We start from the raw sequence: 13181 nt of genomic DNA on the forward strand, positions 1-13181 counted from the left end.
CAGCGCGACCGCTTCGGCGTGGTCGTCACCAGGTGCTCGCGACCTTCGAAGCTCGCGGTGATGGTGTGCGAATCGAGTGTCGCCATCTCGCAGCCGACGCCCTCGATACCCTTGATCCGCTCGTTCCAGTCGAGTTCCCACAGGTCGTCGTTGAGCCGGATCGGCAGATCACCGTGGATGCCTCCACCGGTCGAGTTGTTGATGACGATGTCTGTGCGCTCGCGGATCAAGGTGTTGATCTCGGAGTAGACGTCCGGGTCGCACGTGGCCAGGCCGTCGGCCCGACGGGCGTGCACGGCGACCACGCTCGCACCGGCTTCCCAGCACCGGGCGACGTCGTCGGCGATCTCCTGAGGCGTGACCGGCAGGTGCGGCGACTGTTCCTTGGTGGCCATCCCGCCCGTGGGCGCGACGGTGAGAATCACTTTCCGGGTCATCGGGCGTCTCCTTCGAGCGAAGTCACATCGAGATCGAGGTCGTGGAACGGGTCCTCGCTGCGCAGGTGCACGTCGACGGCGAGCAGAGCCCCGGTCCTCGGGCAGGCCCAGCCCGTGATCGCGAGATCGGAGTGCAGCTCGTCCCCCACGGCCGGCGGGAGCGTCATGGCGAAGCGGTGCGCGCCCTCGCGCCACCGGGTCGATCCGTGGGACAGGACCGCGCCGTCGAGGGTGCGAACCTCCCACTGCCCGTCCGCATCTCGCACCGCGACGAGACGGTCGGCGAGCTTGACACCATCGATCGTGGGATCGTCGGTGACCGGGGCGGGATCGGTGAGGGTCGCGGGGTCGACGCCGAGCCGGGCCGCGCGGATGCCGCGACGGGCGGCCGCCGTGGCGGTCTCGTCGACGCCGTCGTCGGTGAGCACCACGCCGTAGGTTTCGAGCGCGGCGACCGCACCGACGACGCCGTAGCGGACGTCGGCGAGCACGTCCGCGGGGTCGCGGTCGAGCGGGTCGCCGAGGCCGCCGCCGCCCTGCCATGTCACCTCGAACAGGTCGTCGGGGGTGATCGGGAAGGAACCGGGCTTCGGTCCGAGGTTCACCGACTCCTCACCGGACCTGCGGAACCGCTGGTGGATCAGGCCACCGGGCAGGCCGCCGCCGATACCGGCGGAGTTGGGGACCTCGGCGCCGTGCGTCATGACGAGCGCTTCGGCCTGCGGCACCGACACGGTCAGGCCGACCTCGGCGCCCAGTCCACCCCGGCGGCGACCGGCGCCGCCGGTGTCGGGGGCGAGCCTCCGGTAGTGGTAGAACAGCGGGTTCTTCTGCTCGTTCACCTCGACGTCGGCGATGGACGGGCAGGGCGCGTTGATGGGCCCGGCGGCGTTCTGGCCGTCGTGGTCGGAGAACGCACCGAAGCCACCGGCGAGCGGGTCCATCAGGTGCAGGCCGAACACCTTGCCGTGACGGTCGCGACCGGACAGGTTGAACGTCGCCATCGTGCCGCTGTTGACGGCCTGCGCGCGGTGCGCGTACTTCGGGGAGGCGAGCAGCAGCCGGTTCAGCGCGGCGGACACGACGTTGCTCACCGTCCACACCGCCTCGACCGTGGCCGAGCCGACGGGCGCCGGCGGCACCGCGGTGCACACGAGACCGTCCGGGGCGGAGATCTCCACCGGGCGCAACATGCCCTCGTTCCACGGGATCCCGAATCCGAGGGTCGGGATGACCGCACCGGCGACACCACCGGCCAGACCGGCGCGGGAGCAGTTCACGAAACCTTGTGCCTGGCCGGACGATCCGGAGAAGTCGAAGTGCAGCGAATCGCCACGCTTGGTGAGCACGCAGTCGACGACGTACAGGATGTTCTCGTGGCCGTCGTGCTCGAGGAAGTCGCGGGTGTGCACGACACCGTCGGGCAGCTCGCGCAGACGTTCCCGGACAAGCGCTTCCGCATCGTCGACCATCGCGTGCATCACCGACAGCACCGTGGGCTTGCCGTACCGGCGGGACAGTTCGGTGAGCCGGTCCGCGGCGACGTTGAGGGTCGCGATGAATGCGCGGATGTCGAGACCGACCTGCGCGGGCAACCTCGAGGCGGTCAGGATCATGTCGAGCACGTCCTCGCGGAGTTCACCACCGTCGACGAGCTTGACGGCGGGGATGCGCAGGCCCTCCTGCCACACCTCGGTCGCCTTGGGCGACCAGGACGCGAAATCCATTCCGCCGAGGTCGGTTTCGTGGGCCATGACACCGGCCCAGCCGAGCAGCTCGCCGTCGACGACGAGCGGCGCGCACATCTGCACGTCGTTCTGGTGCAGTGCACCGACGAACGGGTCGTTGCCGATGATGCGGTCGCCGTCCTGGAGTTTCACGCCCTTCGCCAGCAGGTGCCGGATGAGCGAGCCGACCGGCGGTGCCTCGAACGTGACCTGGTGGCCCATGGTCACGAAAGCGCCGTCGGGCAGGTAGATTCCGGTGAAGAAGTCGCTCGCCTCGGTGACGGTGGGGCTGCCGCTCACCGACTGCAACGCCAGGCGCATCTGGTCGGTGATGGCGATGAGCCGAGAGCGGACCACCTGCCGGACGACGGGGTCGGTGCTGGCGCCGTCCAGCGAAACGGGTGCGGCGTCGATCATGGCGGTCATCACTGGTTCACTTTCACGTGGATCTGGCCGAGAGCATCGGTGGTCGCCGTGGCGCCGGGCGGGATCACCACGACGCAGCCGGGGAGCGACACGAGGGCGGGGCCGGAGAGTTCCTGATCCGCCGCCGGCCACCGCGCCTCGTAGACGGCGGTGTCGTCGGGGTTGTTCGCGTCGTCGAACACGACGGGACGGGTGCCGGCCTTCTCGAACAGGTCCCCGGTGCCGGCACCGGCGATGTTCGTGGCAGGCAGTGCAGCGACCGACCGCACCGACAGGATCTCGAACCCGGCTTCCTTGAAACCTGCTCCCCTGCCCCACAACTGCTCGTAGTCGCGCTCGAAGTCGTTCAGGAGTGCGGCGACCGCGTCGGTGTCGACATGTTCCGGAAGCGGGATGTCGAGGTGGTGGGCCTGCCCGAAGTAGCGGACCGACGCGATGTCGGTGACGGTGCTGCCGTCCGGGTCGGGGATGGCGGCGAGGGCGCGTTCACGGGTTTCCGCGAGCGCGGACACGATCACCTTGGTGTCCTCGTCGCTCGCCCCCACTTCCGGCAGGATGCGGCGGTAGGACGTGCGCGAGGCGGTGGTCTTCAGATCCGACGTGCCGGCACCGAACGCCGACGCCGCGGTCGCGGTGGGCGGCACGACGAACCCGGAGAGCCCGGTCTCACGGCACAGCGCCCAGGCGTGGGACGGGCCGCTGCCGCCTCCGGCGACGAGGGTGAATTCGCGGGGATCGTGGCCGCGTTCGATCGTGACGGCGCGCAGCAGATCGGCCATGGCGTTGTCAAAGACGACCCGAATCGCCCGAGCGGCCTCGACCGCGGACAGGCCGAGCGGTCTGCCCACCTTCTCCTCGATCGCCGCGGCCCGGTCGAGAACGATTCCGCCGCTGCCGAACTGCGCCGGATCGAGCACACCGAGCACCAGATCCGCGTCGGTGGTGGTGGGTTCGGTACCGCCCTTGCCGTAGCAGACCGGGCCGGGTTCGGCACCGGCGCTGCGCGGTCCCACGGACAGGACCCCGCCCTCGACCGCGGCGATCGACCCGCCACCGGCACCGATCGATGCGATATCGATGCTCGGTACGCGCATGTCCGCACCACCGAACGTCACCTCGTCGCTCATCAGCGCGACCCCGTCGACGACGACGCCGACGTCGAAACTGGTGCCGCCCACGTCCATCGTGAGGACATTGGGCGCACCGAGTTCGGCACCGATCTTCTGGCCCGCCACCACACACGAGGCGGGACCGGACAGCAGGTTCGAGACCGGGCGCTCGGTCACGGTCCGCGCCGGCACCACCCCGCCCGCGCTCGTGGTCATCATGATCGGCGCGGTCATGCCCAGTGCCCACAGCTCTTCTTCGAGGCGTGAAAGATAGTGCCCGGCAATCGGTCCGAGTGCCGCGTTCGCGACCGTGGTCGATGCCCGCGCGTACTCCCCCACCGACGGCGCGATCTCGTGCGAGAGCGACAGGAACACCCCGGGAAGCTCGCGTCGTATCAATTCGGCGACGGCGAGTTCGTGGGCAGGGTTCTCCGTGGCCCACAGCAGGCACACGGCGACCGCCTCGACATCGAGTTCCCGCAGCCGCCCGATCGCCGCTGGCACCGATTCCTCGTCCAGGGCGGTCCGGACGATGCCGTCGGAATCGATACGTTCGTCGATCTCGACGACCTGCGTGCGCGGCACGAGCGGCGGCACCTGGCCGCGCAGGTGGTAGTCGCCCAGGTCCAGGCCCTGCAGACCTGCGGTGCCACGCCGCAACCGGCCGATCTCGAGGACGTCCCCGAACCCGGCGGTGGTGATCAACCCGGTCCTCGCGGTGCGGCCGGTGAGCAGCGCGTTGAGGCCCACCGTCGTGCCGTGACCGAAACGTGTTGTCTGCGAGCACAGATCGCGAACATCGAGCCCCACGGTCTCGGCGGCCAGGTGGACGGCGTTGACGACACCGGTCACGACGTCGGCGGTGGTGGGCGACTTGCACACCCAGGACTGCCCTTCGGGTGAGCGGAGCCAGAGGTCCGTGAAGGTGCCGCCGACATCGGTACCGATCGTCCAGCCGGTGGAGGTGGTGGTGGTCATGCGTAACTCTCGATCTCGTGAGGAAGTGATGCGTCAGAGCCGGTCGGCGACCCAGTCGGCGATGTAGTTCGCGGGCACGGCCTCGTTGTCGGCACCGGCGTGCGACGAGCCACCCTCGGCTCGGGTGAAGATCTTGAAGCGCCGGTCCGGACTGTTCACCGCGTTCTCGTACTCGGGAACGGCGAACTCCATCGGGATCTGCCGATCGTCCTCGCCGTGGGTGACGAGGAAGGGCACGGTGATCTTGTCGACGACACCCTCGAGGGTCATCTTCGGCGCGAACGCCATGAACTCGTCGAGGGAGTCCTTGCCGAACACCCACTGGACGTGATCCCAGTAGTGCGGCACCGGGTTCTCGCCCTCGCGTTGCAGGCGGCGCTTCTGGAGTTCACCCCAGTTGTAGTTGGCGCCCCACACCGCGCACAGCTTGAATCGCTTCTCGAAAGCCGTTGCGCGCGGCGCATAGTAACCACCGAGCGACACGCCGCTCATGCCGATGCGGGACGCTTCGACGTCGTCACGGGTTTCCAGGTAGTCGACCGCCGCGCTCGCCCAGCGTTCGCTGTCGTGGATCGCAGGCATGTCGCGTTCCCGCAGCGACGCACCGGTGCCGGGCTGGTCGACGCACAGCGTCGCAATGCCGCGGCGCGCGAGTTCGCGAGGGAGGCCCAGACGGAACAGCATCTCCTTCATCGAGTCCAGGCCGTTGCAGAAGACCATCACCGGGTAGCCGCCGGCCGGGGGCTCGCCGTCGCCGGGCATGAAGATCGCCGGATACGAGGCGCCTTCGTAGGGGACCTCGACGATCTCGGCGCGTTCGCGCCCGTGCTCGATGCCGAGCGCGAACGTCTCGACGGACTTGCGGTATGCCTCCTGACGCGGGCCGTAGTTCCGGCTCTGCATGCGTTCTGCCACAAGGTAGTACACCGAGGCACGCGAGTAGCGGGCTGCCGCGGACAGCGGATGTCCCTCGGCGAGATCTTGTTCGGCGTAACGGACGAGCTGATCGGCGAAGTCGCACCAGGAGTGGAAGAACTTCTCGGTGCCGGCGTCGTCGCCGTCCTTCGCGATGTCGACCAGCGGAGCGCAGATCTGGTCGATCTCACCGATCTGGCCGCCGCAGTTCATCGCGATGCTGACCGACAGGCTCCACACATAGTTGGTCGGAAAGTAGCGGTACATGGTCACTTCCCCACTCGGTCGGCGACACCGTTGCTGATGACGGCACGGTTGAACAGGCCCTGGTCCGCGATGATCGTCTGTCCCGTCATCGTCGTGTTGTGCCGCGACGCCAGGTACGCGTACAGCGGCGCGTACTCCTCGGGTGTCGGCAGTGTGGGCGTGAGGGTCAGCGACAGGAACTGGTTGGTGAAATCCTCGACGGGAATGTCGGACTGCTTGTTGTTCTCCAGTCCGAGTGCGCGCGGACCCTGCAGCTGGCTGTTCGCGATACCGGACGGTGCGACACCGTTGACCCGAACCTTCGGTGCGAATTCGAAAGCGAGCTGGTTGATCACGCTGCGCACCGCGCCCTTGGCGGCGGTGTAGAACAGGCCGCCGCCGTCGGCCGCGTACGCCGCGGTGGACGAGGTGAACACGATGGCGCCGCCGGTCTTCTCCAGCTCCTCGAGGAACACGCGGGCCGCGTAGATGTAGCCGAGGACGTCGACGTGGAGCACCTCGTCGAACACCTTCTGGATGCGGTCCGTCGGGATGTCGCGCAACGGGATGTTGCCGTCGAAGATGCCCTGCGCGCCGATGAGCGAGTCGATGCGGCCGAAGCGGTCCAGGACGGCGGCGCGGGCCGCCTCGAGGTCGTCGATGCTGGTGACGTCGCCCTGGACGAGCAGGACGTCGTCGCCGAATTCGGCCTTCAGGTCGAGCAACTTGCTCTCGGAGATTTCGAAGATCGCGACGCGGGCGCCCTCGCCGATGAAGTGGCGGGCGATTCCGAGGCCGAGACCCGAACCGCCCCCGACGATAAGGGCAACGTGGTCGTCGAGCATCTGCATGATGAGTTCCTTAGTCAGGAGTGGTGAGAAGGTCAGGCGGGGGTCGCGATGGCGAGTGCGTCGTCGAGGGTGGCGCCGGCGCGCAGGAGTTTCTTGAACGTGCGCAGGGCGCGGATGCGTCCGCAGAGCGTGGCACCGTGCAGTTCGCCGCCGGAGGCGTGTGCAACCACGAATTCTCCTGCGGCCACGTCGCCCTCGATCACGACGTCGGTGTCGCCGGGCTGCCGCTCACCGAGCAGATGCAGCGTGTGGCCGTACTGCTCGGTCCACACATAGGGCACCGCGGTGTAGGGATCGGTGGTGCCGCGGGCGATGTTCAGTCCGACATGGCGGCCCTGCTCGATCGCGTGGGTCCAATGTTCGAAACGGAGGTGACCACCGCAGGGGTCGGGGACGCTCGCGACGTCGCCTGCCGCCCACACCCCCGGAACGTTGGTGCGACCGGCGGAGTCGGTGACCACGCCGCCGTCGAGATCCACACCCGATCCGAGGAGCCAGTCGGTGGCAGGGTCGCTGCCGACACCGGCGAGCACGGTCTCGGCGTGCAGTTCCCGGCCGTCGGCGAGACGGACGGCGTAGCGGGCGCCGGTTTCGGAGACCCTGGAGATCCCGGTGCCCAGCTCCAGCCTCGTGCCGTGCGCGAGGTGCAGGTCGCGCAGCCAGAGCGCGACCTCCGTGCCGACCGACGAGACGAGCGGCAACGCACAGCGGCCGACAACGGTCACCTGCACGCCGCGGGAGCGCAACGCGGCGGCCACCTCGAGACCGATGAATCCGGAACCGATGAGGGTCACCGGTTTACCGGAGGTCGCGATCGCGCGGGCGGTGTCGAGGTCCGCGCGGGTCCGAAGCGTCGGCAGAGCCATGCCGGACGTCGTGACGACCGGGCGGGCCGTGACGCCGGTGGCGACGATCAGCCGGTGCCACGGGATCGCCTCGCCCCAGTTGGTGACGACGAGGCGGCGGTCGATATCGAGACCGACGGCACCGTGGCCGCCGAGAATCTCGATGTTCTTCTCCGCCAGTTGTTCCCGCGTCCGCAGCGACGCAGGTGCAGTGGTCTCCTTGGCGGCGAGCAGCCCCTTGGACAGCATCGGGCGGTCGTAGCCCGGCTCGGCCTCGGCGTCCAGGACGACGACGGGTCCGGTGAAGCCGCCCTCGCGCAGGCCGTCCGCCGCGGAGAGGCCTGCCGCCGAGGCACCCACGATGACGACGGTGTTGTCGCCGGAGCTGCTCATGGTTCAGTCCTCCACGAGGGTCAGGGCCTGCGCGGGGCAGGCGCGGATCGCCTCCTGCACGTCCTCGAGATCGTCGTCGGTGAGGACGTCCCGGGTGACGACGGCAACCGGGCTGCCGGCGGGAATGGAGAAGACGTCGGGATGGATGCCGACACAGATGCCGTAGGCGGTGCATCGGCCGGGGTCGACGGTCACGCTGGTCACAGGAACACTCCCAGGTTGGCTGTCTTGATGCTGGTCTCGGTGAGGATCACCTCGCGGGCGAGCAGTCGCGGGCCTGCGTCGGTGAGCCGGATCCGGTCGTTTCGACGGCACGGAATCAGGTCGAAGTGCACGTCGATGCCGCGCTGGCGGTACAGCAGCAGGGAGCTGTGCGCTTCCACGACGTCGGGTTCGGTGGTCGCGGCAACCTCGATGCTGCCGACGAGGCGCATCGTGCGCGACGGCGGCACCTCCGAGTAGGCCTTGCCGGTGTTCTGCCGGGCGATGCGGGTCCGCACGTGCGCCTTGGTGTCGCGGATACGCCAGGCGTTGCGGTTGATCTCCGCGCTGCGCGGCTCGGTCGACTGGCGGGACGGCACGGTGTAGAGCAGATCGTCGTCGAGCAGCTCGAACCACTCCTGTTCGCGGCCTTCGTCGAGCAACCGCGCCTCGTGGGCGAGGAACTGCGCGACGGCGGTGTAGGTCGCGTGGTCCACGGTGTTCGTGGTTGCGGCGGTGTTCGTGGTTGCGGTCATGCCCGGTCTCCCTTCATGGTGCGCAGCCACTGGCGCAGGAAGTTGAACTGCACGTGCTCGCCGTAACCGGTGTTGCGGTGGATGCCGGGGCCCTTCCAATCGGGGTCCGGTGTTTGGTCGACGGGCGAGTTGTTGCCCTGCTGGTAGTTGAACTTCATGCCTTCCTTGCGCATCCACGGGCTGGCCGCGGCGCGCTGGACACCTTCCCACGCGACCGTGTCGTCCTGCTCGTAGAGGCCGGCGGAACCGAAGCAGTACTGTCCGCCGACGTAGTCGCGCTGTGCGGACTCCTCGTCCTGGAACTTCCACACGAACTGCCAGTTCCACAGTTCGAGCTTGCCGGGGGCAACGGGCTGCCACTGACGGAAACTCGTGAACACCCCGGGCGGACCGTCGGGCAGCGGCGAGAAGATCCGGATGAAGCTGAGGTTCGGGAAGATCGTGCCGACGGTCGGCGGCTGGTGTTCGGCGACGAACTTCTGCGTCTCGTCGAAACCGGACAGGTCGAAGTGCTCGGTGTATCCCTCGAGTGCGCCGTACCCCCAGTGGGTGAAGAACGGGCCGATCGCCTCGGTCCAGGCGTGACCGATGAACGTGTGGCCGTTCTCGAACTCGTAGGTGCGGGCGATCTCGCAGGTGCCCTGGAGCCCCTCGATCATCTCGACTTCCTGGATGCTGGTGTGCAGCGTCGGCAGGTGGTAGACGTCGCCGGCGAAGTTCTCGCCCGCGGTCTTCCAGTCGCCGTTGACGATGTACCGCTCCGGCGGCCCCGCGACCCGCATTCCGTCCGGGTGCAGCTGGGTGATCACGTCGAGCATCCAGCCGGCGCCGCCGAGCCATTCGTCCAGCGGCGGAACGTCGTCGGAGAGCGCCGCGAACACGAACCCGTTGCGGGTCGCCACCTTCGCGGCCCGCTTGAGACCCCACTGCTCGGGATCGAGCGGCTGCCCGTAGGCGCGGTGCATAAGTGGCGTGCCGACGAGCTTGCCGTCGTTGGCGTACGTCCAGCCGTGATAGGGGCAGGTGAAGAAACGTGAATTGCCGGCGTCGGTCTGGCAGACCTGGGTACCCCGGTGCCGGCAGTAGTTGGACAGAACGTTGATGCCGCCCTTGCCGTCCCGGGTCACGATGACCGGGTCGAGGCCGATCTTGCGCTGCACGAAATCACCGGCGTTCGGGATCTCGGTCTCGTGGGCGACGAAAACCCATGTGGTGGTGAAGATCCGCTCCATCTCGGCGCGGAACACCTCGTCGTTGTTGAAGATCTCGGCGGGCACGAGATCGTCCTGCATGTCCTTCTCGACCCGGTCGAGCAGCGCGTCGAGCGGGGTCGCGAACGCGGAGTGGGGTTCGTGGGTGGTAGTCATCGTTGACCTCTTGGGCAGGTGGATCGGAGTGGCGGGTCAGAGCGGCGGTGCGACGAAGACACCGCGGTCCGGGTCGTTGTGCATCTGTTTGGCGACGAACTCGTTCATGAGATTCGCTGTGCCCCACTGGTCGATGTTGTCGGGCACGGTCACGTCGTAGACCGAGGGGTGGTGCTGGTCCCAGTCCACGGTCTCGAGCTCGGTCGTGAATTCGACGCAGTTGCCGACCTTGTCCATGAAGTAGGAGAAGGTGTTGTCACCGGCCTTGTGACGCCCCGGACCCCACACCTTCTGGGCGCCTTCGCGGAGCAGCCGGCCGGTAGCGCGCAGGTATTCGTCGACGCCACGCATCTCGAACGAGATGTGGTTGACCGCGACGTGCGGGGCACGGGAGACCGCGAACGAATGGTGCCAGTCGTTGCAGCGCAGGAACCACATGAAATCGCCACGGGGGCCGAGACACAACGTGTCCGAGAGCTTGAATCCGAGGTACTCGACGTACCACGCGACGGTCGCTTCCGGGTTGTCCGAGTTGACGACGAAGTGCGACAAGCGAACCGGGATCGATTCGCGTTCCTCGATCGGCCGGAAGCCGCGGGTCGCCACGTCGGACGAGACCTCGACGACACGGCCGTCCCCGTCGAAGAAGCGGAAGCCGTAGCCGCCGCCGGGAGTGTCGATCTTGCGGGGCTCGTGGATGATTCGCACACCCTTGCGGGCGAGTTCGGCAGCGAAGGTGTCCACGTCCTCCATCGAGGCAGCGCCGAACGACACGAGGTCCAGGCGCTTCTCGTCGGCCTTGCGCAGCCGCAGGACGTACTGCTCGGGCGACCCCTCTGCCGCGAGGAAGTGGATACCGGTGTCGGACTCGGTGTGGGTGAGGCCCCACAGGTCGCGATAGAACGCGAGCTGACGGTCGAGATCCGGTGCCGCGATCGCCACATGGCGCAGATGAGTGATCAAGGGCTTCGTCACGATGTCTTCCTTCTGAGATGGCCGGGACCGCCGGGTTGTGGGGTATCCGTTGCCGTTGCAGACGAAAGTAGTGACTCCAGTCACCGCGTTCAAACAATCTTTAGAGATGTTCGACATTGATGAAATCAATTAATGTGGGCGCATGGATCTGCGCAACGTCGACCTCAACCTGCTCGTCGCCTTCGACATGCTCATGACCGAGCGCAGCGTCACCCGCGCCGCGCAGCGCCTGTCCGTCGGCCAGTCGGCGATGTCGTCGACCCTGAATCGGCTCCGCAAACTGTTCGGCGACCCGATCATGACGAGGGACGGCCGCACCCTCGTCGCGACACCGCTCGCCGAGTCGCTGGCCGAACCGGTGCGCGAGCTTCTCACCGGCATCGAGAACGTGCTCTCACTCCGGAACGAGTTCGATCCCGCGACCGCCGAGCACACGTTCACGATCATCGCCAACGACTACCTGACGATGACGTTCCTGCAGCCGCTCATCGCCCGCCTGTCGATCGAAGCGCCCGGGATCCGGCTGCGCATCTACCCGACGGGCGACGACTTCGCCGACCAATTACGCAGGCACAGAGTAGATCTCCTGATCATGCCGCAGGAAGCGTTCGAGGAGCACACCGAATTCCACTACCACCGGCTGTTCCGCGACCGGTACGTCGTCGCCGTCGACAAGGATCATCCCGAGGTGGGCGAGGATATCACCCTCGAGCAGTTCAGCACCCTGCCCTATCTGGCTGCGTCGTCCGGGCACCGCCGATCACTGTCGGAGATGCAGCTCGACTTCCTCGGCGTTCCCCGAAATACCGAAATCACAGCAGGTTTCGGCATGGCACCGTTCCTGCTGCGAGGAACCCGGCTCGTAACGCTGGTGCACGAGCGTCTCGCCCGGCAGGTTCGCGACGCCGCCGGGATCCGGCTGCTCGACCCACCCGTCCCGCGCCTGCAGCCGATCACCGAGATCATGGCGTGGACCAATCGCACCGACGCGGTACCTGCGCACCGCTGGTTCCGGCAGACGCTGATCGATCTCGCCGCCGAGAACGACGAAGCCTGAGACCTGAATATCCGCTCGGCCACCAGTCATCCGCCGTGACAATCGCCAGGGCGGATGACTGGCCGCCACGCGGATGCAGGCCCTCAACTCGCGACAGCCTCCCAGACGAAACCGTCCGGATCGACGAATCCTTTTGCGGTGCAGCCGATGACGATGCGATGCGAACCGGACCCATCGGCCGGAACTCCGAGAAGCTTTGCCAGACCCCGGCGCTTGTACAGTGCGAGAGTGACGGGACTCGATGCGTCGGAGGCGAATTCGGCGTACCTGCCACCGAAGCTCCTGCCGGCCACGAGCCCGCGCTCGACGTAGAACTTCTTGGCGGCCTTCACGTCGTCGACGCCGAGCAGCAGGACGAACTCGTCGATGTTGCGAGTGGCGGGACCGGTGTCCTTCTTCGCCGACGTCGCGACCTTCCAGATCGTCCCGTCCGGCGCCTGGATGGTCCCGCCGTAGCCCCACAGGGACTTCGCTGCCGGTTTGATCACCTCGGCGCCGGCATCGGCGGCGGCGTCGAGGAAGGCATCGACGGTCGCGGGGCCGGAGACCGTGAGCGCCAGCGTGAATCCCCTGAAACCACTGGTGTCCTCGGCGGACTCCCGCAGTCGGATGTAGGCGTCGACCCCGAACGCCTCGTAGAAGCGACGCGCGGCGTCGACGTCGGCGACCTCGATCGTGACGGATGTGATGGACGTGGTGGGTGCGTTGGTCGTCGTCATGATTTCGATGCTAGGAAGTCATGGCGGACCCGGCTTCTCGATTCCTGACCGGTTCGTCGCCGCTGTACCTGACCGGTGAAGCCCCGTTTTCCGAGCGAGCGGTACATTCTCCTTCAACGGGCTGTTGCAGAATCGCGGGTCGGTCTCGCCGTGACGCGGCGGGGCCGACCTGCGGCTTTGTGTAGAATCTGTTGGTGGCCAAAGGATATCGACCCGTCGACCGCGACCAACAGTTCCTGATCCCACCGGACATGCGCGACTGGCTCGGCGCCGATCATCCCGTGTGGACGGTCATCGACATCGTCGACCGGATCGACACCACCGCATTCCACCGCAACGCCAAGACCGGCGGCGCCCCGGCGACCATGACCACCGCGGGCAGGGCGCCGACCGCGAGCT

The 13181-nt window shown here is 67.5% G+C and carries 12 protein-coding genes and 1 pseudogene; 2 read left to right on the top strand and 11 right to left on the bottom strand.

Annotated elements, in window-relative coordinates; translation table 11 throughout:
• The 10 genes from I0Q12_RS21395 to I0Q12_RS21440 all read right to left on the bottom strand — a co-directional run.
• A partial coding sequence (locus tag I0Q12_RS21395; protein WP_231611162.1) for a 3-keto-5-aminohexanoate cleavage protein occupies positions 1–437 on the bottom strand: 437 nt, incomplete at its 3' end.
• Positions 434–2590 (bottom strand): hydantoinase B/oxoprolinase family protein, encoded by a 2157-nt coding sequence (locus tag I0Q12_RS21400; protein WP_197254496.1) that lies wholly within the window; start codon positions 2588–2590, stop codon positions 434–436. The genes I0Q12_RS21395 and I0Q12_RS21400, both read right to left, overlap by 4 nt.
• Positions 2590–4677, bottom strand: coding sequence for a hydantoinase/oxoprolinase family protein (locus I0Q12_RS21405; RefSeq protein ID WP_197254499.1), 2088 nt, complete (start codon positions 4675–4677; stop codon positions 2590–2592). Before I0Q12_RS21405 ends, I0Q12_RS21400 begins: the two co-directional genes overlap by 1 nt.
• A gap of 33 nt (positions 4678–4710) precedes the next feature.
• Complete coding sequence (locus I0Q12_RS21410) at positions 4711–5859, bottom strand: S9 family peptidase (protein WP_197254501.1); 1149 nt, start codon at positions 5857–5859, stop codon at positions 4711–4713.
• A gap of 2 nt (positions 5860–5861) precedes the next feature.
• Positions 5862–6689, bottom strand: coding sequence for an SDR family oxidoreductase (locus tag I0Q12_RS21415; RefSeq protein WP_197254503.1), 828 nt, complete (start codon positions 6687–6689; stop codon positions 5862–5864).
• A gap of 32 nt (positions 6690–6721) precedes the next feature.
• Positions 6722–7927 (bottom strand): NAD(P)/FAD-dependent oxidoreductase, encoded by a 1206-nt coding sequence (locus tag I0Q12_RS21420; RefSeq protein WP_197254505.1) that lies wholly within the window; start codon positions 7925–7927, stop codon positions 6722–6724.
• Positions 7928–7930: 3 nt separating this feature from the next.
• A complete protein-coding gene (locus I0Q12_RS21425; protein WP_197254507.1) occupies positions 7931–8131 on the bottom strand; it encodes a ferredoxin in 201 nt (66 codons plus the stop codon).
• Positions 8128–8664, bottom strand: coding sequence for an aromatic-ring-hydroxylating dioxygenase subunit beta (locus I0Q12_RS21430; protein WP_197254509.1), 537 nt, complete (start codon positions 8662–8664; stop codon positions 8128–8130). Before I0Q12_RS21430 ends, I0Q12_RS21425 begins: the two co-directional genes overlap by 4 nt.
• Positions 8661–10031, bottom strand: coding sequence for a Rieske 2Fe-2S domain-containing protein (locus I0Q12_RS21435; RefSeq protein WP_197254516.1), 1371 nt, complete (start codon positions 10029–10031; stop codon positions 8661–8663). Before I0Q12_RS21435 ends, I0Q12_RS21430 begins: the two co-directional genes overlap by 4 nt.
• A 36-nt stretch (positions 10032–10067) precedes the next feature.
• A complete protein-coding gene (locus I0Q12_RS21440; RefSeq protein ID WP_197254517.1) occupies positions 10068–11006 on the bottom strand; it encodes a VOC family protein in 939 nt (312 codons plus the stop codon).
• Positions 11007–11148: 142 nt separating this feature from the next.
• Here I0Q12_RS21440 and I0Q12_RS21445 point away from each other — a divergent pair, with 142 nt between their 5' ends.
• Positions 11149–12063, top strand: a complete 915-nt coding sequence (locus tag I0Q12_RS21445; RefSeq protein WP_197254518.1) for a LysR family transcriptional regulator — start codon at positions 11149–11151, stop codon at positions 12061–12063.
• An 83-nt stretch (positions 12064–12146) separates the two neighbouring features.
• Here the strand turns inward: I0Q12_RS21445 and I0Q12_RS21450 are convergent, their stop codons facing one another.
• A complete protein-coding gene (locus I0Q12_RS21450) occupies positions 12147–12782 on the bottom strand; it encodes a glyoxalase (RefSeq protein ID WP_197254519.1) in 636 nt (211 codons plus the stop codon).
• Positions 12783–12976: 194 nt separating this feature from the next.
• Here I0Q12_RS21450 and I0Q12_RS21455 point away from each other — a divergent pair.
• Positions 12977–13181 (top strand): annotated as a pseudogene (locus I0Q12_RS21455) (hypothetical protein); the annotation flags it as partial.

The sequence above is a fragment of the Rhodococcus sp. CX genome (assembly GCF_015865005.1).
GTDB lineage: Bacteria > Actinomycetota > Actinomycetes > Mycobacteriales > Mycobacteriaceae > Rhodococcus.

Bases quoted from the DNA above. Each gene is read 5' to 3' on its own strand.
- I0Q12_RS21445 (WP_197254518.1), top strand. From the start codon at position 11,149: ATGGATCTGCGCAACGTCGACCTCAACCTGCTCGTCGCCTTCGACATG.
- I0Q12_RS21435 (WP_197254516.1), bottom strand. From the start codon at position 10,031: ATGACTACCACCCACGAACCCCACTCCGCGTTCGCGACCCCGCTCGAC.
- I0Q12_RS21430 (WP_197254509.1), bottom strand. From the start codon at position 8,664: ATGACCGCAACCACGAACACCGCCGCAACCACGAACACCGTGGACCAC.
- I0Q12_RS21410 (WP_197254501.1), bottom strand. From the start codon at position 5,859: ATGTACCGCTACTTTCCGACCAACTATGTGTGGAGCCTGTCGGTCAGC.
- I0Q12_RS21420 (WP_197254505.1), bottom strand. From the start codon at position 7,927: ATGAGCAGCTCCGGCGACAACACCGTCGTCATCGTGGGTGCCTCGGCG.
- I0Q12_RS21405 (WP_197254499.1), bottom strand. From the start codon at position 4,677: ATGACCACCACCACCTCCACCGGCTGGACGATCGGTACCGATGTCGGC.
- I0Q12_RS21415 (WP_197254503.1), bottom strand. From the start codon at position 6,689: ATGCAGATGCTCGACGACCACGTTGCCCTTATCGTCGGGGGCGGTTCG.
- I0Q12_RS21400 (WP_197254496.1), bottom strand. From the start codon at position 2,590: ATGACCGCCATGATCGACGCCGCACCCGTTTCGCTGGACGGCGCCAGC.
- I0Q12_RS21450 (WP_197254519.1), bottom strand. From the start codon at position 12,782: ATGACGACGACCAACGCACCCACCACGTCCATCACATCCGTCACGATC.